The sequence below is a fragment of the Escherichia sp. WS1118 genome (genome assembly GCF_046487695.1).
In the GTDB taxonomy this organism is placed as follows: Bacteria; Pseudomonadota; Gammaproteobacteria; order Enterobacterales; family Enterobacteriaceae; genus Escherichia; species Escherichia coli.
In genome coordinates this window covers 365,461-385,298 of the sequence record NZ_JBJQIZ010000003.1, presented here as the reverse complement: position 1 = coordinate 385,298, position 19,838 = coordinate 365,461, and the positions used below count along the sequence as shown (strand labels likewise).

At 46.6% G+C, this 19,838-nt stretch carries 17 protein-coding genes; 5 read left to right on the top strand and 12 right to left on the bottom strand.

What is annotated here, in order from left to right; all coding sequences use genetic code 11:
- Positions 1 to 34: 34 nt before the first annotated feature.
- Complete coding sequence (locus ACJHYO_RS07630) at positions 35 to 892, bottom strand: helix-turn-helix domain-containing protein (protein WP_000620995.1); 858 nt, start codon at positions 890 to 892, stop codon at positions 35 to 37.
- 247 nt (positions 893 to 1,139) lie between these two features.
- On the opposite strand from ACJHYO_RS07630, the gene ACJHYO_RS07625 reads away from it, so the two are divergent.
- Positions 1,140 to 2,009: an aldo/keto reductase gene (locus ACJHYO_RS07625; RefSeq protein ID WP_001295799.1), complete on the top strand. Its 870-nt coding sequence runs from the start codon at positions 1,140 to 1,142 to the stop codon at positions 2,007 to 2,009.
- Positions 2,010 to 2,168: 159 nt separating this feature from the next.
- Here the strand turns inward: ACJHYO_RS07625 and rclC are convergent, their stop codons facing one another.
- The 3 genes from rclC to rclA form a co-directional block, all read right to left on the bottom strand.
- Entirely contained in the window at positions 2,169 to 2,762 is a 594-nt protein-coding gene (gene rclC, locus ACJHYO_RS07620; protein ID WP_001298546.1) for a reactive chlorine species resistance protein RclC, read from the bottom strand.
- An 11-nt stretch (positions 2,763 to 2,773) separates the two neighbouring features.
- Positions 2,774 to 3,010: a reactive chlorine resistance periplasmic protein RclB gene (gene rclB / locus ACJHYO_RS07615; RefSeq protein WP_000474088.1), complete on the bottom strand. Its 237-nt coding sequence runs from the start codon at positions 3,008 to 3,010 to the stop codon at positions 2,774 to 2,776.
- A 108-nt stretch (positions 3,011 to 3,118) separates the two neighbouring features.
- Positions 3,119 to 4,444, bottom strand: a complete 1,326-nt coding sequence (gene rclA, locus ACJHYO_RS07610) for a reactive chlorine resistance oxidoreductase RclA (RefSeq protein WP_001046332.1) — start codon at positions 4,442 to 4,444, stop codon at positions 3,119 to 3,121.
- 226 nt (positions 4,445 to 4,670) lie between these two features.
- On the opposite strand from rclA, the gene rclR reads away from it, so the two are divergent.
- From rclR to ACJHYO_RS07590, 4 genes are all read left to right on the top strand, one after another.
- Positions 4,671 to 5,525, top strand: a complete 855-nt coding sequence (gene rclR, locus ACJHYO_RS07605) for a reactive chlorine-specific transcriptional regulator RclR (protein WP_001295801.1) — start codon at positions 4,671 to 4,673, stop codon at positions 5,523 to 5,525.
- A 526-nt stretch (positions 5,526 to 6,051) separates the two neighbouring features.
- Positions 6,052 to 6,771: a (Fe-S)-binding protein gene (locus tag ACJHYO_RS07600; protein ID WP_001102123.1), complete on the top strand. Its 720-nt coding sequence runs from the start codon at positions 6,052 to 6,054 to the stop codon at positions 6,769 to 6,771.
- Positions 6,772 to 6,781: 10 nt separating this feature from the next.
- A complete protein-coding gene (locus tag ACJHYO_RS07595; RefSeq protein WP_000023913.1) occupies positions 6,782 to 8,209 on the top strand; it encodes a LutB/LldF family L-lactate oxidation iron-sulfur protein in 1,428 nt (475 codons plus the stop codon).
- Positions 8,202 to 8,897: a lactate utilization protein C gene (locus ACJHYO_RS07590; RefSeq protein WP_001298555.1), complete on the top strand. Its 696-nt coding sequence runs from the start codon at positions 8,202 to 8,204 to the stop codon at positions 8,895 to 8,897. Before ACJHYO_RS07595 ends, ACJHYO_RS07590 begins: the two co-directional genes overlap by 8 nt.
- Before the next feature lie 242 nt (positions 8,898 to 9,139).
- Here ACJHYO_RS07590 and ykgH read toward each other — a convergent pair whose 3' ends face one another.
- From ykgH to betI, 8 genes are all read right to left on the bottom strand, one after another.
- Entirely contained in the window at positions 9,140 to 9,808 is a 669-nt protein-coding gene (gene ykgH, locus ACJHYO_RS07585) for a protein YkgH (protein WP_001005272.1), read from the bottom strand.
- Positions 9,809 to 9,991: 183 nt separating this feature from the next.
- A complete protein-coding gene (gene hyxB / locus ACJHYO_RS07580) occupies positions 9,992 to 12,289 on the bottom strand; it encodes an outer membrane autotransporter HyxB (protein WP_000798212.1) in 2,298 nt (765 codons plus the stop codon).
- Positions 12,290 to 12,330: 41 nt separating this feature from the next.
- Positions 12,331 to 13,092: a protein HyxA gene (gene hyxA, locus ACJHYO_RS07575; RefSeq protein WP_001213046.1), complete on the bottom strand. Its 762-nt coding sequence runs from the start codon at positions 13,090 to 13,092 to the stop codon at positions 12,331 to 12,333.
- Positions 13,093 to 13,245: 153 nt separating this feature from the next.
- Complete coding sequence (gene hyxR / locus ACJHYO_RS07570) at positions 13,246 to 14,040, bottom strand: LuxR family transcriptional regulator HyxR (RefSeq protein WP_001304859.1); 795 nt, start codon at positions 14,038 to 14,040, stop codon at positions 13,246 to 13,248.
- Between the two features lie 329 nt (positions 14,041 to 14,369).
- Positions 14,370 to 14,933 (bottom strand): tyrosine-type DNA invertase IpbA, encoded by a 564-nt coding sequence (gene ipbA / locus ACJHYO_RS07565; RefSeq protein ID WP_001295805.1) that lies wholly within the window; start codon positions 14,931 to 14,933, stop codon positions 14,370 to 14,372.
- A 1,085-nt stretch (positions 14,934 to 16,018) separates the two neighbouring features.
- The gene (gene betA / locus ACJHYO_RS07560) at positions 16,019 to 17,689 is read right to left on the bottom strand and encodes a choline dehydrogenase (RefSeq protein WP_001159131.1); all 1,671 of its coding nucleotides are present in this window, start codon (positions 17,687 to 17,689) and stop codon (positions 16,019 to 16,021) included.
- A 13-nt stretch (positions 17,690 to 17,702) separates the two neighbouring features.
- Positions 17,703 to 19,175 carry a betaine-aldehyde dehydrogenase gene (gene betB / locus ACJHYO_RS07555; protein WP_001443225.1) on the bottom strand — a complete coding sequence of 491 codons (1,473 nt, stop codon included), beginning with the start codon at positions 19,173 to 19,175 and terminating at the stop codon, positions 17,703 to 17,705.
- Between the two features lie 13 nt (positions 19,176 to 19,188).
- Entirely contained in the window at positions 19,189 to 19,776 is a 588-nt protein-coding gene (betI, locus tag ACJHYO_RS07550) for a transcriptional regulator BetI (protein ID WP_001313612.1), read from the bottom strand.
- Between the last annotated feature and the right edge of the window lie 62 nt (positions 19,777 to 19,838).

The following is a 19,838-nucleotide window of genomic DNA, read 5'->3' as shown; positions in this document are numbered from 1 at the left end:
GGGTAGGGTAAATCTTATGTGATGGAGTTACAGGCTAAACCGGGCGAACGGGGATAAAAATTTCGCAAACAATGTTATTGCTATCAATTTCGACGAAGTTTTCATTGTAATAAAATCGCTCAATATCACTGCCGTTCACTCTGGCTAACCCCCTGGCAGGTAATTCCATCAGATAGAGGTTTCGCGCCCATTCAGGGTAGTGCTCCCACTCACCTTCATAGCGGAAAGAGGCATACAGTCCTCGGTTAATTGTCCACTCTTTCGGCATCTCTGAATCGGTTTGTTTGCATACCGTACCGGCAAAAGTTTCAACTGTGAGCAAATCGACCGATTTTGTTGATGGTTCGAACGTGGAGACGAAATAGATATCCGTCTTAAAATTCTTCATACATCTGACTAAATGATGACGTCGCAGTTTGACTTCTTCATCCGGTAATTTATTCGACACTTCAATATCATATTTAAATGAATTGCCAAAAATAGGTGTCTCAGGAAAGTTGACTAATCTACACTCCGTCTTTTGCTGTTGACGTATTAAAAAAGAAGGGAAGATATTTGCGAGATCCCAATAATCACGGTGGCGGTATTCACGGGGAGAGCAGCCGAATAACTTTTTAAATTCGCGGCTGAATGACTGCTGTGAATCAAAATGCAAAGAGAGTGCAATATCAAGCATAGATTTCGCGGAGAGCCGGACAAGAATGGCGGCACGACAAAGCCTTCGTTTGCGAATGTATTCTCCCAAAGGCACATGCATGAAATTTCGGAACAGAAGCTGGATGTTGCGTCTGCTGTAGCCAGATTTCTGTGCGATATCTTCGATTGAAATAGGGTGCTCAAGATTGCACTCAATCCACTCCAGGAGCTGCTGTAGAATCTTCTGCCTGATCATCACATACTCCGTTAATTCTTTGTCATATCGCACATTTTCGTTATGTCCTGGGCCCTAAGTGTATCAAAAACAGCAAGTCCCAAGGCAAAAGCACTGATAGCGTCTGCTTCATTGCCCCAAAAATAGAGAGGTTTCAGTCCTACATTATTAATGAATTTTTTGCATAAGTGATATCAAAATCCACATACTAATTTGAGGTTACGTTTTAACGTAGACTCATTGTTCATACCTAATGGAGGGACTGACAGTGGAATTTTCCGTATTAAGTAACAATCTGAAAATGCCGATGATGGGATTTGGTGTTTTTCAGGTTACCGATAAAGACGTGTGCAAACAGTCAGTGTTGAATGCTATCCGCACGGGTTATCGACTCATCGACACTGCAGCGGTATACGGTAATGAAGATGCCGTCGGTGAAGCCGTTCGTGAAGCCATATCTGAAGGTTTATGTACCCGAGAAGAGTTATTTATAACGTCTAAATTGTGGGTGCAGGATATGTTGAATCAGGATATTGCAGCAGCAGGTATTGAAGCATCATTAAAAAAATCGGGGCTAGAATACTTCGATCTCTATTTATTGCACCAGGCCATGCGCGATTATTTTAGTGCGTGGCGTGCACTCGAAGATGCCTATGAAGAGGGCAAATTAAAAGCGATTGGGGTTTCCAATTTCTACCCTCATGTTCTGGCGAACTTTTGTGAAACGGTAAGAGTTAAACCGATGGTCAACCAGGTCGAGTTGCATCCCTATTTTGCCCAACCAGAGGCGCTGGCAACCATGAAGTATTATAACGTGCAGCCTGAAGCATGGGCTCCGTTAGGTGGTGGACGACATAAACCCTTTGAAAATAATCTGCTTCAGAGTATTGCAGATGCCCATCAAAAATCGATTTCTCAGGTCATTCTGCGTTGGAATATTCAACGGGGAGTGGTCGTTATTCCGAAATCGACACATCAACAGCGTATCGAAGAAAATTTTGCTATTTGGGATTTCTCACTGACAGAGAAAGAAATGGCGCAAATTAGTTCGCTTGATTTGGGTTATGTTGGGGAATCGGTAAAACATTTTAATCCTGAGTTTGTTCGTGGTTGTCTTGCTGTAAAAATACATGATTGATATTAATCACTTATTTTACCTGAGACGACAAGAATCTTTTAATAGGGGAGTGATATTGACCTTCACTCTGTCATATCTCCGGTAATATGGCGTCAGGCTTCATCATCAGAAAGGGAGCCTGACGCCTGAAAAAGTGAACAACAGACAGTGTTCGGATTATCAATATTCAGTTTTTAACGTTGAACTGGATTCATTACTGCGTTGTTTAAGAATATCCCGCGCCGAATCTGCCATTATCATGACAGCACCTGCCAGCATCAGAGTATCTTTCAATACCAGACGACCAGCACCGGATAAATAAGGGAAACCATGATGAGCGTCACCCAATGCGGGTACCCATGCCTCCGGGGTGGTGATTAAAAATGAGAGTGTTACCAGCGGCGTGGTAAATGCCATCAGCCCACCCAATAAACCTAACCAGCGATTGACAGGATTAGCCAAAACCAGCAGAGCAATAATCACCTCCACGACGCCAAGACCGTTGGAAAAACCATAGGTATTATTAGCCGTTTGCCATGCTCTTGCTTCTGGTTTGTATTCGCCTTCGTGAGTCAGATGCTGTTTATAGTCTTCCGGGTGTTCATAAAAGAACGACATTAGTGGACTGTTTGCGACGAATGGTGTAATGCTGTCTGCCTCGTAAGGGACAAACTTTAATAACCCAATCCACATAAAAACAATCGCAATACTCAGACGAATCAATGTCAGGCCAATTTTATCTCCCCGACTTAACAGGTGCAGGTATCTTTCCATTGTAAACATCCTTATTTATACAATACTGCTGTTGCGGTTGAATTATTATCAATTCGCATCGATGTAACTTTCCAGGATGAAGCATTATATTTTCTGGCCATATCAGCAATGGCATTCTCAAGAACTGTCGGTGATGCTGATACTGATGAGACGCTGATATGTTTCAGAATTATTTTATCATCTGCATTGGTGGAAAATGCCATAACGCCAGATAATAGTGTTGCAAATAAAACAGATTTTTTAAACATATAAAATACCATCAATGAAGTGATTAAGAAGTTATAAAGTAACAGGGAATTAATAAGATTCTTTTCTCTGAGACGCCAGAATATTTGTTCTGGCGTCTGATTTTGAGTTTATTTGACTAATGAAAATAGATCATTGAGTGATTCGCTCATCGACGGATGAGTAAATATCTGATCGCGTAATATGCTATAAGGCAGCCCGGCATCCATCACCATTTTCACTATATTGATCATCTCGTGGGAGTCAACACACAGCAGTGATGCCCCTAATATACGTTGGGTTTTATTATCAACAATCGCTTTTAATACCCCACGAGTATCATTCATCACTCTGGCACGCGGAATTGCAGCTACAGGCAATGTCACCACCTGAATATCAGCACCACTCTCTCTGGCCTGTTCTTCTGTCATACCAACCCTGGACAGTGGCGGTGTCATGAATACGGAATAAGGCACATTTTTCCGATCATCAGTACTACGTCTGCCTTCTCCCAGCAACTCATCACGCACAATGCGGTAATCATCCAGTGAAATATAAGTAAATTGCAGCCCGCCGGTAACATCTCCCATCGCCCAAATATTGTCTGCGGTGGTATGTAATTGCTTGTCAACGACAATTGCCCCGCGCTCGTTTACTGCGATACCTGCATTTTCTGGATGTAACGAAGCGGTAGCCGGTTGACGACCGGAAGCTATTAACAGTGCATCCACCGCCAGTTGGGCGTGCTCGCTATGCACTTGCACTTGATTTTCATGGTGACTGATTCGCTCCACATGGGCATTGAGGATTATATCGACACCCTGATCGCGTAAAATCGTCGCGATATTATCAGCAATATCCCGATCTTCCCGAGGCAAAAACAGCGAAGCTGCCTCTAAAATGGTTACTTTGCTGCCAAAATTAGCGAACATAGAGGCGAACTCAACGCCAATATATCCGCCGCCCAAAATACCTAAATGCCCAGGCAATTCTTTTAGATTAAGTAATCCGGTGCTGTCATATACACCAGGCGTGGTGGTAATTCCAGGAATTGGCGGAACCACGGCTTGTGCACCGGTATTAATAAAAATTTTCTCGCCATGAATCTCCAGATTTCTCCCAGGCCGATGAACACGCAGGCTATGATTATTGATAAACTCCGCCTGGCCGTCGATCACGTCGATATTGGGCATATCCGCAAGATTATGAAAATTCTTATTACGTAAAAAATTAACCACTTCATTTTTACGCTGTATGGCACGGACAAAATCTGTGTGCTGCTGTGCGTCATGAACCAATGTTTTGGTTGGGATACAGCCGATATTAATACAGGTCCCGCCATACATTGCATTTGATTGTTCGATGAGAGCCACACGCCAACCTGCTTTTGCCAGCGTGACGGCTAATGTTTTTCCAGCCTTGCCAAAACCAATAATAACTGCCTGATATTTATTCATGATGATTTCCTGTCGAAACGCGTTCATTTGACATCATGACTATAGACGCAAAAGAGCAAATAACATTTCTTCACAACGCTTGATATTTTGTCTTATCGTCTGGTATTTTCTTTTTCTTAATCAGAATCACAAAACAAAAATCATGATTAACTATTTGATGGTATTAGATTAATTATTGACTAAGATTGTTGGTGTTTGTAATCAAAAAACCACTCAGGAGTCTGATATGGATGCTCTTAGCCGTTTGTTGATGCTTAACGCTCCACAAGGAACGATCGATAAGAATTGCGTGTTAGGAAGTGACTGGCAACTTCCACATGGTGCCGGGGAATTGTCGGTTATTCGTTGGCATGCGTTAACGCAAGGAGCGGCGAAGCTGGAAATGCCGACGGGAGAGATTTTTACATTACGCCCGGGAAATGTGGTCCTGCTACCACAAAATTCAGCTCATCGCCTGAGTCATGTCGATAATGAATCGACCTGTATTGTCTGTGGCACTCTTCGGCTGCAACATTCGGCGCGTTATTTTTTAACGTCTTTGCCGGAAACGCTGTTTGTAGCACCAGTGAACCATAGCGTGGAATATAACTGGCTGAGGGAGGCGATCCCGTTTTTACAACAGGAATCCAGATCGGCAATGCCGGGAGTGGATGCTCTGTGTAGCCAGATCTGCGCTACATTCTTTACCCTCGCGGTGCGTGAGTGGATTGCACAGGTTAATACAGAGAAAAACATTCTCAGTTTGCTTCTGCATCCACGTCTTGGTGCGGTAATACAGCAAATGATGGAAATGCCTGGACACGCCTGGACCGTCGAATCGCTGGCCAGCATCGCCCACATGTCCCGGGCAAGTTTTGCCCAGCTTTTCCGTGATGTTTCCGGAACCACGCCGCTGGCTGTATTAACAAAGTTGCGTCTACAAATAGCGGCCCAGATGTTTTCCCGGGAAATGCTCCCTGTTGTGGTGATCGCTGAGTCAGTAGGCTATGCCAGCGAATCATCTTTTCACAAGGCGTTTGTCCGCGAGTTTGGTTGTACTCCGGGAGAATATCGGGAAAGGGTCAGACAGCTTGCACCCTGAATAAAACCGCCAGAAATCAGGGCAAAGATAATCCGCATTCCGGGAGTTGTGAGCCTTTCAACTATTTCTATTTCCAACGGTAGTTTTGGGCTTTATATATTTTTTTTGATGGACTCTAGCTCAGTTTTTAAATAAAAATGCAAACTAAATTGCTTCAATTAAATAAAATCCCGACTATTACTTGATACGTGATTATTGTCGGTGATTTTTTTGTGCACCATCAGTGTATATCTCAATAACCCCTGAATAAGTAGCTCTGAATAGGTATAAGGGGTGTAGCCTTTTTAAATGGATTTCTTATGCCAAAAATGATCGTCGATTTCCCCATAAAATGTGAGCGATGCCGAAAGAAATAAAATTAGTTATTGCATTTGAAGTTTAGATGAAAGATTATCATTTGTCATACAAATGAGGGGTGGTATGTTGCTAGCCAATTAAAAAAGAACGCCATATTTATTGATGATTGATCCCCCGGAAGGGGGGAACCATCGGGCATAAATGGGCATGAAGTAATGGAGTATTAGTTGTGAATGTCAATTTCTTTGTCACCTGCATTGGTGACGCCCTGAAATCAAGAATGGCACGAGACTCCGTGCTGCTACTGGAAAAACTCGGCTGTCGCGTAAATTTCCCGGAGAAACAAGGATGCTGCGGTCAGCCTGCGATCAATAGTGGTTATATCAAAGAAGCGATTCCAGGGATGAAAAATCTGATCGCCGCACTGGAGGATAACGACGATCCCATTATTTCACCGGCTGGCTCTTGCACCTATGCCGTAAAAAGTTACCCGACGTATCTGGCGGATGAACCTGAATGGGCATCACGTGCCGAAAAGGTTGCCGCGCGTATGCAGGATCTCACCTCTTTTATTGTTAATACATTAGGGGTAGTCGATGTAGGTGCCAGTTTGCAAGGGAGAGCGGTGTATCACCCATCTTGTAGCCTGGCCCGTAAGCTGGGGGTGAAGGACGAACCACTTACGCTGCTGAAAAATGTGCGTGGACTGGAGCTGTTGACCTTTGCTGAACAGGATACCTGCTGCGGATTTGGCGGCACGTTCTCGGTCAAAATGGCCGAAATATCCGGCGAGATGGTGAAAGAAAAGGTTGCGCACCTGATGGAAGTCCGCCCTGAGTATTTAATTGGTGCTGACGTGAGTTGCCTGCTGAACATCAGTGGACGATTACAACGGGAAGGGCAGAAAGTCAAAGTGATGCATATTGCTGAAGTGCTGATGAGCCGCTGAGGATATAAAGATGTCGATCAAAACCAGTAATACAGATTTTAAGACACGCATTCGTCAGCAAATTGAAGATCCGATCATGCGCAAAGCGGTGGCAAACGCGCAGCAGCGTATTGGGGCAAATCGGCAAAAAATGGTCGATGAATTGGGGCACTGGGAGGAGTGGCGCGATCGGGCCGCCCAGATACGTGATCATGTTCTGAGTAATCTCGACGCTTATCTGTACCAGCTCTCAGAAAAAGTGACGCAAAACGGAGGTCACGTCTATTTTGCAAAAACCAAAGAAGACGCCACCCGCTACATTTTACAGGTTGCCCAACGCAAAAATGCCCGGAAGGTGGTGAAATCTAAATCGATGGTGACCGAAGAGATTGGTGTCAATCATGTGTTGCAGGATGCCGGGATTCAGGTGATTGAAACCGATCTGGGTGAATACATTCTCCAGCTGGATCAAGATCCGCCCTCTCATGTTGTGGTCCCGGCAATTCATAAAGATCGCCATCAGATCCGTCGAGTGCTACACGAACATCTGGGCTATGAGGGGCCGGAAACGCCTGAAGCGATGACCTTATTCATTCGGCAAAAAATCCGCGAAGATTTCCTCAGTGCTGAAATAGGTATTACCGGCTGTAATTTCGCGGTGGCAGAGACCGGTTCGGTATGCCTGGTGACCAATGAAGGTAATGCGCGAATGTGTACCACGCTGCCTAAAACGCATATTGCAGTGATGGGAATGGAGCGTATTGCTCCCACGTTTGCAGAGGTAGATGTATTGATCACCATGCTGGCGCGCAGTGCCGTTGGTGCACGTTTGACGGGATACAACACCTGGCTGACAGGACCGCGCGAAGCGGGGCACGTTGATGGTCCTGAAGAGTTTCATCTGGTTATTGTCGATAACGGGCGTTCTGAGGTGCTGGCCTCTGAATTTCGGGATGTGCTGCGCTGTATTCGTTGCGGGGCTTGTATGAATACTTGTCCGGCATATCGCCATATTGGCGGTCATGGATATGGCTCTATTTATCCAGGGCCAATTGGTGCGGTGATTTCCCCGTTACTTGGCGGCTATAAAGATTTTAAAGATTTACCCTACGCCTGCTCTTTATGCACCGCTTGTGACAGCGTGTGTCCGGTGCGTATTCCGCTGTCAAAACTGATTTTGCGTCATCGTCGGGTGATGGCTGAAAAAGGGATCACCGCAAAAGCAGAGCAACGGGCGATAAAAATGTTCGCTTATGCCAATAGTCATCCAGGATTGTGGAAAGTTGGGATGATGGCTGGTGCTCATGCGGCAAGCTGGTTTATCAATGGCGGCAAAACACCACTCAAATTTGGCGCGATTAGCGACTGGATGGAAGCACGCGATCTTCCTGAAGCTGACGGAGAGAGTTTCCGTAGTTGGTTTAAGAAACATCAGGCGCAGGAGAAAAAGAATGGATAATCGGAGCAAATTTTTGAATAACGTTGCTCAGGCACTGGGGCGCCCGCTGCGACTTGAACCGCAAGCAGAAGATGCGCCGCTTAACAACTATGCTAACGAGCGGCTTACCCAACTTACCCAACAGCAGCGCTGTGACGCGTTTATCCAGTTTGCCAGCGATGTTATGTTGACGCGCTGTGAACTGACCAGCGAGGCGAAGGCGGCAGAAGCTGCAATACGTCTGTGTAAAGAGCTGGGAGATCAGTCGGTCGTGATTAGTGGTGACACGAGGCTGGAGGAATTGGGGATTAGCGAACGTTTGCAGCAGGAATGCAATGCCGTTGTTTGGGATCCGGCGAAAGGTATTGAGAACATATCACAAGCAGAGCAGGCTAAAGTGGGCGTCGTATATGCTGAATATGGTTTAACCGAATCGGGAGGCGTGGTTCTTTTTTCCGCCGCCGGGCGCGGGCGTTCATTGAGCCTGCTCCCGGAATCTTCTCTTTTTATCCTGCGTAAAAGCACAATCCTGCCGCGTGTAGCGCAACTCGCAGAAAAATTGCATCAGAAAGCGCAGGCCGGTGAACGAATGCCGTCATGTATTAACATCATCAGTGGTCCCAGTTCAACGGCGGACATTGAGCTTATCAAAGTCGTCGGGGTTCATGGTCCGGTGAAAGCGGTGTATCTGATTATTGAGGATTGCTGAGAGAGATATGTAGTCTGGACATAAACCTGAAGGCGGTATACGAGGTTGTGAATAGCGTTAAGGACAACCTGACTTAACCCCGTTCCGTCATGGTTATGCAGCTCTTCTGTAAATATCCTGACATTAATAATGCCAGGATATTTACAGTTAAAAAGACAGGAATCCATTCCTGAAGACGGGCTCCCTTCCCGGTCACTGTCACTATAGTTTTATACAGGCACTCTCTGTCAGAATGCTGTTTATTACTGCCCAGAGTTTTGTTGGTATTCATCTACCATTTTTTTGACAAGGCAAAACATCACAGAAATCACAATACTTAGAAAAAATCCCAGAGCCAGGCAAATGGCAGCAGGGTATTTATTTTTTATTTCTGGTGAGCTTATAGTGACACAGCCATCACCGTTCGGATACAGTGACCAGTTCCTGGTCAGGTATATCATTTTTGTATAAAGCTCACTGTTAATTGCTGAAGGCGTTTGTATCTCATCGAGAACTTGCCTGCCATTATGGTATTCTGACGCATACCATTTGATGATAGACGCCTGCACGCGAGATATTTCCGCTTCAGCAGTTGGTAAATCTCTCTTATTTCCTGACCATTCCAGCTTTATTTCTCTGTTCTTGACATCTGGGCTGGTCTGAAAAAATGTAGTAATTCGCTGAATAACATCTTCAGTCATTGTGGTCTGACAGGCAAAGTTATTATTGCTATCACAGCTAACAAGTATGCCTGGTGTTGTCTGGTTTATTTTTAGACTGTAAGTCACTTTTATATTATCTTTATTGATATACAGAAACAACAGCACCATTACCATACAGATAGCTATAATAAAAAGGATAACACGAATCTTTTTCTTCAGATAAAATAAAATCTCAATCAGATCGATATCCTGTTTGATTTGTTCATTCATAATATATCCAGAAAATGAAATCTGTCGCAGATAAGATTGTATTAATAGTCTGTATCAGGAATGTTCAGGGTAAATATCAGCAAAAAGCCAGCATCATGAATACTGGATATTTATAGCCTGCAGGCAGCATACTGCTGCCTGCAGGGGGTATAACAGTCGACAGGGGAACCGACTGCTTTATTCTTACCAGGTCACATTGATACCAACTACACCCTGTAGCGGGTTCTCAATGTCGTCACCTTTGGTGTAGTCAAGGCTTGCATATGCTCCCATGTTTTTGGTGATATCAGCCTGTACACCTGCACCCACGCGGAATGCTGCACCGTCAATGCTGGCATTGACAGACTCATCACCCAGACGGACTTTGTTGCCATCAGAGAATTCGTTCAGTGCGGCCAGATTCAGATAAGGTTTAACGGTCGCGTTGCCCACAGCGAAGTCATAACCCACGCGCGTACCGGCCTCACCCAGCACAGAGTTATAGCTGTCAGAATGAACGTCCACGCCGTTGAGTTGATAATCCACACCTTCCAGAGTCAGAGCAGACAGTTTGGCATATGGCTGAATAAACAGGCCATTACCGTCTTTCCATGTGTAACCGCCTTTAACCATCGCACCAAAACCATTGGTGTTAAAGTCAGCTTTGATGGTACCGCCACCATTCATCAGGCGAACATCTGCCGTGTTGCTGTAGTGACCAAACTGTGCAGCAGTATCAATGAAGATACCGTTGTTATACTGGCGGCTCAGGTAAGCGTGGAAGCTGTAACCTTCAGTGTCACCTTTGCTCTGCATGGTAGTCATGTCACCTTTCGCAGAAGACATCGCCACACCGGCCAGCCAGCTACCATCTTCAGTCATGAAGCGGGTATCACCACCCAGCATTACACCATTTACATCCAGGTCATAGGATGCATTTCCCGCGGTGGTATGTTTCTGTTTACCGCCAAAGTACTGAATCCATACGCCACCCTTGTCATTTTCGCTCAGACGGACAGCATCCTGACGGGCGGAGAGCGTGTCAGCCTGCAGATTAGCGACGTTAGCCGGAGCAGCTGCCATTGCCTGAATCACGGAGCTGGCGTTGGATGCTTTATGCGTGTTTTTTACGAAATAAAAGTTACCATCAGCTCCCTGTGTCAGGTCATATTGATACAGACCACCTTCCGTTGTGCCTGTGGCTTTTAGAGTGCTGTCTTTGCCGGTAGAAATAAATGCCGTTTGTTCATTGATAAGATCCAATGAACCCGCACTGTAAACACGCAAGTCACCGCTCGCTTTACCGCTGATATCCAGAGTGTTTTCAGAAGAGGCATCAACAATCAGAGTGCCGTTTTGAGAAGCAAACGTGCCAGTATTGACTGTAGCCTTCGTGATATTAACCGTACTGTCTTTTACTGCCAGAGCATCAACAGTTGAGGAACCCGTAACATTCCAGACAGACCCGTTTTGCAGAGATACACTGGCATCTCCTGCCCCTGAAACTTTGCCTTTCCAGACTGAACTATCGGAAAGATTTATATCCAGATCACTACCCGCTTTATCGCCGCTATTGAAGGTATAAGCATTACCTTCCCAGTAAGAGCGGGCAACGTTCATATTTACATTTGTTGTGGTACTGGCTGAATTCTCGCTTTCAGAAAGGGCCAGGACATCAGAGTAGATGGTTGAATCAGCAACAGACAAATTTAAATTTTGCGTTGCTGAACCTGCGCCTTGTGCCGAAGCAGAGGCATAAATTGTTTGTTTATTATTAGCCGCCCCAATTACTGAGCCATCCTTAATATTCAGGTTGACTGTATGAATTCCCGTCTTATTCCCGGCAGTAACTATTGTTTCAATCCCGCCATTAATAATATTTGAGTCAGCAAGGGTGATGTTGTCGGTTGCATCACCGTCAAAACCCTGCAACAAATTACCCTTTTGAGCAAAAATTGCCGTAGAGCCGTTGCTGTAACTCTTATTACCTTGAGCATTTATGGTTGTACCATTGAGCGTTAAATTATTTCCCGTGGTCGCTTCCAGAGATATCCCTGTCGCACTACCTTTTTCATTTTTTGCAACGAAATTACCGCCATTAACAACAACATCGCCAGTTGAATCAATGACCATTGCAGTCCGGACATAGGTGCCTTCACCTTGAGCTGTGATGGTGGAGTCTGTAGCATTAATCACAACATTTTTGTTACCACTAACTTTTACACCTTCAACGAAATCTTGGTTTACCGTTGATGCGGCGGTAATATCGTGACCGCCAAAAGTAACATTAAGGTCTTTATCTGAATCTGACGTTTCAATTGTTACGGCTGTAATCTTGTTATCACCGTTAATAACAACATCTTGATCCAGAGTCGTCTTCTCTGTATTCAGCGTAACCGGATCAGTTGATACCGTGCTATCAGTAGCGAATGCTGGTGCAGAAAGAGCCATAACAATAGCTGTCGCTAATGCGCTGCGGTAAAATACCTTACTGTTTTTCATGAAGAAATTCTCCATTCTGGTAACTAATTTCAATTTCCCACTTATTTATATTTATGCAGAGATAAAGCCTGCGTCCCTGCATTTACCACCACGGAATACCTGTTGGTATTTCCGTTTTCACGCAATGTCATGGCATTCGTTGTTTCCAATGCATTTCCATCACCGTGAAAATTATTGCTGCTCAGCAGCAGGGCTTCCCGCAATGACATGCTGTCCGGTATTCCCCAACGCTTTTTTAGCGACTGCTCGGCAAGCCATATCTGTCTTATCCCCGTTTTGAGAAACTGCGCACTGTATTCCCAGCTGTGTCCGGCAAGAAGTAACGACAACACCTTCTTTTGCTTTTCCGGGAAGCGTTCTGACATGACGATTGTCTTTGTGCAGTTATTCACCTCTTTCATAAAGACAGAGTAACTGTCCATAACTGGCAAAATTTCTGCATGCTTCAGCCCTGAAAACCCACCAGAGGCATTTGCAATACTGATGACACGCTCTACTGACATTCCTGGTTTCAGTAACCTCAGGTTTTTGAGAACGCCAGAAATACTCACATCCGGTGGCAGAAAAAAGGGCGCGACGCACAACACCACCACGAATGAGTGATCCCGATAAAATCGGAACCACATTTCAGCGCATTCGGCAGGTCGCCCTGCCGATATCACGACACTCTGTGGCCTGTGCCGCAATTTATTGCGTAACTCCTCTTCTGTTCTGATGCAGGTAACATTGCCGACAGAACCGGTTGATAGAGCTGCGAACTGCGCTGGTACAATTCCTGAGGGACAGAAAAGAACGAAACGCATCCTTCCCTCACAGATGTCAGTACGCCAGCACGCTGTACAGGCTGTACAGCGTGCCTCCCAATCCTGCAGCCCAGAACAGTAGAAATATTTTGGCTCCTACACTGTAGCGAGTCCGTATGCGCCGCAGTGGGTGGTAGTAACAACGCTGCTGTGTCATAACAATCCTGGTCTTTTTTTAGATATATTTTTTCTTTGTCCGGAAAGTACTTTTCCGGAAATGGCGTCAGAATTTATTGATTCACCAACGGCAACTTTCTCTGGATAAAGGATTCCGGATACCATGTTCTGCACATACTGAGTGAGTCGATGAGCGGAATGTTGTCCGATATATTTTGCATGTAGCCGTATATTCCGTTTCACTCTGCTGTCACCGCATCCCGTATAGAGCAGCCTGAAATCGCTCAGTGTTCCCAGTCCAAGTTTCATTAAAGCCCGTGTGGCAATCGCATGCAGGGTCTTTGAACTGCGTTGTTCATAACGGGCAATCTCACTGAAACTCATGCCCTGCATCAGAATCTTAAGCACGCTCAACTCCCGTGCAGTCAGGAGCCAGAAATCGCTCATATCGCCGGGCAAAGGACGTAGTAACCAGCGGATAATTTGATTCTGATAACGACTCGCTGTCAGCATGGTGCCGATGCGTGGGAAGCCGTTATACAGACTTGCAGCAGGAGCATTATCGAACCAGTCGGAGTCACCGGTCAGGCAGACCTGCCATTGCCCGGCATCACTCCGCAAACGGGCGAGACAAGCCAGAAGAACCAACTCCCCCGAAGGAAGCGAAGGGATATCAGCTAACAGGTAGCCACAGGAGGTCTTTAAAACGAATTCAACCTCTGTAGTGACGTTGCTGTACACCCGCACGATATACCTGTCCGTTGGGATGAGAGACTCCAGTGCCAGCCTGGTGAACTGACAGGCACTGATAATAACCAGAGGCTTCTTCATTCAGACTCGTCCACGCCATTGCTACAAAACCTGACATTTTGATTCAAAATGTCAGGTTTGGTTTAATAGTCTGAATATTTAATTTTCTTGGAATATAAATCTAATTTGTTTGGTTTTTATTGTTTTTAATTTTGTGTTATTTAACAATATGGGCGAAAGTTAATCACTGGTATGACCTTTGTGATTAATCATTTTAAATCATGGGGTTATTTTAATTTAGCTAGAAATATCAACATGTTATGTGTTTTATTTAATTGAATGGGCTGTTTTTTTATGGAAGAATTGAGGAAAACGTAGGAATCTGACATTTTGAATCAGAAGGTACTGTTTTAACGAGGCTTTTTTTTCCACACCCCTTTAAAACGAGCAGCATTACTGGCTGTGTATCTGACAGTATGCTGAATATTTCGATGACCCAGATAATCCTGAAGTAGTCGGGTATCGACACCATTGTCAGCCAGAGCAAAACCACAGGCATGACGTAACATATGAGGATGTGCTTTTACAGCTAATCCTGCACGTTTTCCAGCCTCACGAATGATAGAAAAAAAATGTTGTCTGCTGATAGGGCGGCGTTTCCGGGAGAGAAAAAGCCAGTCTCCTTCAACTCCGTTTTCAATTAACTTCCTCTGCTTAAGCCACAACTTGATCAAATTATATTCATCAGGAAGAAGAGGATGTGTTGTCGAGAAACCATTTTTAATACGCCGAATATTAAGTTGTTTTCCAGATGCATCAATATCGGATAAACGTAAATCAAGAAGTTCACTGGCCCTAAAACCGTGAATGAAAGCCATCATAATCAGACAGCGATTTCTTTCAGGAAAGGACATGCTCTGGGCTGCATCCATCAGCCTGTAGACTTCATCCTGTGTGAGATATTTTCTCGTCATACGCCACCGTGTACAGTTGTAAAAAAAAGAGAGGCACACCCAGATAAGTATGCCTGCAATCAGAACGTTATCGATGTAATCTCATTATCTCATTAATAAGATTTTTTGAATAGTAGTTCTACGCAACAGATTAAATATGAACTATTTATTGTGCAGCTTTTCTACAAGTCATTTTTAATGCGTGTTTTTATCTACTATAATGTGAAAAAATAAATATTAAAACTATGAGTGACAGGTCGTGTGGGATGTGTATTACGTCTAACGTTTTAGTAATTTTTTATTAGTTATGAGATATTTAACATCATTTCCTGTGAGATTGTCTTGTTGTGTATCCAATTGATTTTACTTTTGTTTTTTTTGATGCATAAATTTGGAGGATAGAAAGTAAGATTAGCTTAATATCAATGATATGAATTTGTAAATACATATTGTTGCAAGGTGTTCTTTACTTTTTTGGTCGTGAGTAAATCATTGTTAATGGGTTCTACTCATAAATTAAAAATATTCATTTAAATGATTTTTACTTTTTGTATATCTCAATTTGTTTATTTTGCATTCATTTGATGGAGAGTATTCCAACACTTTTTATTTTTCGCAAAAAACTTATTAACAACTTTTTATTATCAATTGAAAATTAATGTAAACTAAAATGTTAGCGAAGCGATAATCTTGTGCTAAAAAATATTTAAGCATGATGATTAATTAAAGAAGAGTAAAAATAAATCACTGCTAATAAATTATACGAATCGTGTTTAAAGCTCCATGTGGTTTTGGTCTGACTTATTTTTGTACTCGTTACAAGAACCCTTTTCGTATATGCTAACCGTGAGCGGGAATGAACAGGTAACCATAGCCAGGAACATTAGCGGCGTAATTCTTAAGCTGAGTGGTATTTCATCTGTAGTTTATCTGTGTATGCATAGCACCTTCATCAGCCAGATTGAGCAAGTCAGCTTAGAATTTGCTGGCGAGATTGTCACGATGAAGCATGAGAGTTACCTCAGTGTTTTATATAAGGATTCGGTCCTCATAGTAGAACGGTAACTCTCAATCTGATCGGTTCCTGAGTCAGTTCACATCACGACTCATTTTTTCGCTCTCACCGGCATCCCATTTGCCACAAAATATCCCGCCGTGCTCCTCGGCAACGCTTCCTTCCCACGAATCATATCCGCTATTTTCTCGCCAATCATAATCGTCGTGGCGTTCAAATTGCCGGTGATAATTTGCGGCATAATTGACGCATCCACCACGCGCAGGCCTTCCAGCCCGTGTACGCGGCCTTCGCCGTCAACCACAGCCATCTCGTCATAACCCATTTTGCAGGTACCGCACGGATGAAACGCGGTTTCGGCGTGGTTACGCACGAACTCATCGAGCTGCTCATCCGTCTGGCATTCGACACCAGGGCTGATTTCGCGGCCACGGTATTGATCCAGCGCGGGTTGATGCATGATCTCGCGGGTGATGCGAATTGCGTCGCGGAACTCCTGCCAGTCCTGCTCGTGCGACATGTAGTTAAACAGAATTCCCGGATGCTGGTGCGGGTCGCGGGATTTAATCCGCACATGCCCACGGCTTGGCGAGCGCATCGATCCGACATGGCATTGGAAGCCGTGCTCTTTCACTGCGTTCGAGCCGTTATAGTTAATCGCCACTGGCAGGAAATGGTACTGAATATTCGGCCACGCAAATTCCTCACGGCTGCGAATAAATCCGCCTGCTTCAAAGTGGTTGCTGGCACCAACGCCGGTGCCGCCAAACAGCCACTCCGCACCGATTCTCGGCTGATTCCACCACTGCAGAGCAGGGTAGAGGGAAACCGGTTCTTTGCACTCGTATTGCAGATACATCTCCAGGTGATCCTGAAGATTTTCGCCGACGCCGGGTAATTCATGCACCAGCGGAATATCAAACTCCGCCAGCAGTTCAGCGTTGCCGACGCCGGAGCGTTGCAGGATCTGCGGTGAAGCAATCGCGCCTGCACATAACAGCACTTCTTTATTCGCCGCCGCGCGGGTCGGAATGGTGCTGTCGCCTTCCAGCCACTCGACGCCCACCGCGCGTTTGCCGTCAAAAATGATGTGATCGGTCATGGCGTGAGTACGAATGGTCAGGTTAGGGCGCGATTTGGCCTGATCGAGATAGCCACGCGCGGTGCTGGCGCGACGGCCATGCGGCGTGACGGTGCGATCCATCGGGCCAAAACCTTCCTGCTGATAGCCGTTGAGATCGTCCGTGCGCGGGTAGCCTGCCTGCATGCCCGCTTCAATCATCGCTTCAAACAGCGGATTGACGCCGGGTTTGGAGGTGGTGACGCTCACCGGGCCATCGCCACCGTGGTAATCGTTCTCGCCCACATCGCGAGTCTCGGCCTTGCGGTAGTAGGGCAGGCAGTCGAGATAACTCCAGTTCTCCAGACCAGGTTCTTGTGCCCAGTTATCGAGATCCAGCGCATTGCCACGGATGTAGCACATACCGTTGATCAGCGATGAACCGCCCAGACCTTTGCCGCGTCCGCACTCCATGCGGCGGTTGTTCATAAACGGTTCGGGTTCCGTCTCATAGGCCCAGTTATAGCGTTTGCCCTGTAGCGGGAACGCCAGCGCGGCGGGCATCTGGGTGCGGAAGTCAAAGCGATAGTCCGGGCCGCCTGCTTCAAGCAGCAGCACGGTTGTGTTCGGATCTTCAGTCAGACGGGTAGCGAGAACGTTGCCGGCTGAGCCGGCACCAATAATGATGTAGTCAAATTGCAAATAAACCTCCTGGTTAGAATATGGACTGGAATTTAGCCATCTCAACCTGGATGGACTTCACCTGGGTGTAACTCTGGAGCGTCATCACGCCGTTCTCGCGACCAATGCCGGAGTGTTTGTAGCCGCCAACGGGTATCTCTGCCGGGGATTCGCCCCAGGTGTTGATCCAGCAAATACCCGCTTCCAGCTGATGAATGACGCGATGCGCGCGGTTCAGGTCCGCCGTCACGATACCCGCCGCCAGACCGTAGTCGGTATCGTTAGCGCGGCGAATGACTTCGTCTTCCGACTCGTAGGTCAGAATGGACATCACCGGCCCGAAAATCTCTTCGCGCACAATGGTCATATCGTCGCTGCAATCGGTGAACACGGTCGGTGCAACCCATGCGCCGTTATCGAAGCTATCCCCCTTCAGTACATTGCCGCCGCACAGTACGCGCGCGCCTTCCTCTTTGCCTTTGGCGATATAGCGCAGCACGTTATCGCGATGCGGGAAGCTGACCAGCGGGCCGAAGTTAGTTTGCGGATCGAAAACGTCGCCCGCGCGAATGCGCTCAACGCGCGCCAGAACCTTTTGTTCAAATGCGGCTTTGCATTTCGTCGGAACGAAGACGCGAGTGCCGTTGGTACACACCTGACCGGAGCTGAAGAAATTCGCCATCATGGCGATATCGGCGGCGAGATCGAGATCCGCATCGTCGAAAACGATCAGCGGTGATTTACCGCCCAGCTCCATGGTCACTTCTTTCAGGGAGGAAGCTGCCGAGTTAGCCATCACTTTTTTGCCGCTGGCGACGCCGCCGGTAAATGACACTTTGGCAATGCCCGGATGATCGGTCAGATATTGCCCGGTCTCCGCGCCCACGCCCGGCAACACGTTAAATACACCGTCCGGCAGGCCCGCTTCGCTGTAAATTTCAGCCAGCTTTAACGCGGTAAGCGGGGTGACTTCGCTCGGTTTGAAGATCATCGCGTTACCCGCCGCCAGCGCGGGGGCGGATTTCCACAAAGCAATCTGGATCGGGTAGTTCCATGCGCCAATCCCCGCCACTACGCCCAGCGGTTCGCGGCGGGTATAAACAAATGACGTCTCACGCAACGGGATCTGGCTGCCTTCCAGCGCCGGGATCAGCCCGGCATAGTACTCCAGCACGTCCGCACCGGTAACGATATCGACGGTTGAGGTTTCCGAATATGCTTTTCCGGTGTCGAGGGTTTCCAGTTTTGCGAGTTCGTCATTGCGTTCACGCAGAATATCAACGGCCCGACGCAGAATACGCGAGCGTTCCATAGCGGTCATCGCCGCCCAGATTTTTTGCCCTTGTTGGGCACTCTTCACGGCGCGATCGACATCCTCACGCCCGGCGGCCTGCACGGTCGCCAGCACGTTACCGTTGGCCGGGTTAATGGTCTCGAAGGTGCGACCGCTGGTGGCGGAGGTATAACCACCATGTATATAAAGCTGCTGTTCTGCCATTCGGGACATCACGTCTCCTCGGTTAATCGGTGGGTAAATGCTGAGTAATAAAGTGACGGGTCAGCGAGTGTGCGAGAGGTTTATCCAGCGGTTTGCCGCTCAGTGCCGCGCGCAGCCATAATCCGTCAATTAGCGCGGCAAGGCCGTAGCCCGCTTCCTGTGCCTGTTGGCGCGGTAACTCGCGGCGAAATTCGCTCACCAGATTCGACAATAAGCGGCGGCTACTGACCTGCTGCAAGCGATAGAGCATCGGCTGATGCATACTGCTGGCCCAGAAGGCCAGCCAGGCTTTCATCGCCGCACTGCTCACCTGGGTTTCATCGAAGTTTCCGCCAACAATCGCCTGTAATCGCCGCTCTGCACTGCCCTGCGGAAGTGCATGTAATCGATTCAAAACCGCGTCACGCAGCTGACTGGTGATATCGCGCATGGTTGCTTCCAGCAGACCATTTTTGTCCCTGAAATAGTGGCTGATGATCCCCGTAGAAACGCCTGCACGGCGGGCGATCTGCGCGATCGTTGCATCGTGCATGCCCACTTCATTTATTGCTTCCAGCGTGGCGTCGATCAGTTGTCTGCGCCGGATCGACTGCATTCCCAATTTGGGCATTTTCGCCACTCCATTCATCAGCGTTGTTTATCTATTAAAGCGGTTATTGATTGGACGTTCAA

What these genes read in the sequence shown, in the direction of transcription:
- ACJHYO_RS07590 (WP_001298555.1), top strand. Translation starts at nt 8,202, where the DNA reads ATGGATAATCGGAGCAAATTTTTGAATAACGTTGCTCAGGCACTGGGG.
- betI (WP_001313612.1), bottom strand. Translation starts at nt 19,776, where the DNA reads ATGCCCAAATTGGGAATGCAGTCGATCCGGCGCAGACAACTGATCGAC.
- ACJHYO_RS07630 (WP_000620995.1), bottom strand. Translation starts at nt 892, where the DNA reads ATGATCAGGCAGAAGATTCTACAGCAGCTCCTGGAGTGGATTGAGTGC.
- rclB (WP_000474088.1), bottom strand. Translation starts at nt 3,010, where the DNA reads ATGTTTAAAAAATCTGTTTTATTTGCAACACTATTATCTGGCGTTATG.
- rclA (WP_001046332.1), bottom strand. Translation starts at nt 4,444, where the DNA reads ATGAATAAATATCAGGCAGTTATTATTGGTTTTGGCAAGGCTGGAAAA.
- ipbA (WP_001295805.1), bottom strand. Translation starts at nt 14,933, where the DNA reads ATGACGAGAAAATATCTCACACAGGATGAAGTCTACAGGCTGATGGAT.
- rclR (WP_001295801.1), top strand. Translation starts at nt 4,671, where the DNA reads ATGGATGCTCTTAGCCGTTTGTTGATGCTTAACGCTCCACAAGGAACG.
- ykgH (WP_001005272.1), bottom strand. Translation starts at nt 9,808, where the DNA reads ATGAATGAACAAATCAAACAGGATATCGATCTGATTGAGATTTTATTT.
- hyxB (WP_000798212.1), bottom strand. Translation starts at nt 12,289, where the DNA reads ATGAAAAACAGTAAGGTATTTTACCGCAGCGCATTAGCGACAGCTATT.
- rclC (WP_001298546.1), bottom strand. Translation starts at nt 2,762, where the DNA reads ATGGAAAGATACCTGCACCTGTTAAGTCGGGGAGATAAAATTGGCCTG.
- betB (WP_001443225.1), bottom strand. Translation starts at nt 19,175, where the DNA reads ATGTCCCGAATGGCAGAACAGCAGCTTTATATACATGGTGGTTATACC.
- hyxR (WP_001304859.1), bottom strand. Translation starts at nt 14,040, where the DNA reads ATGAAGAAGCCTCTGGTTATTATCAGTGCCTGTCAGTTCACCAGGCTG.
- ACJHYO_RS07595 (WP_000023913.1), top strand. Translation starts at nt 6,782, where the DNA reads ATGTCGATCAAAACCAGTAATACAGATTTTAAGACACGCATTCGTCAG.
- hyxA (WP_001213046.1), bottom strand. Translation starts at nt 13,092, where the DNA reads ATGCGTTTCGTTCTTTTCTGTCCCTCAGGAATTGTACCAGCGCAGTTC.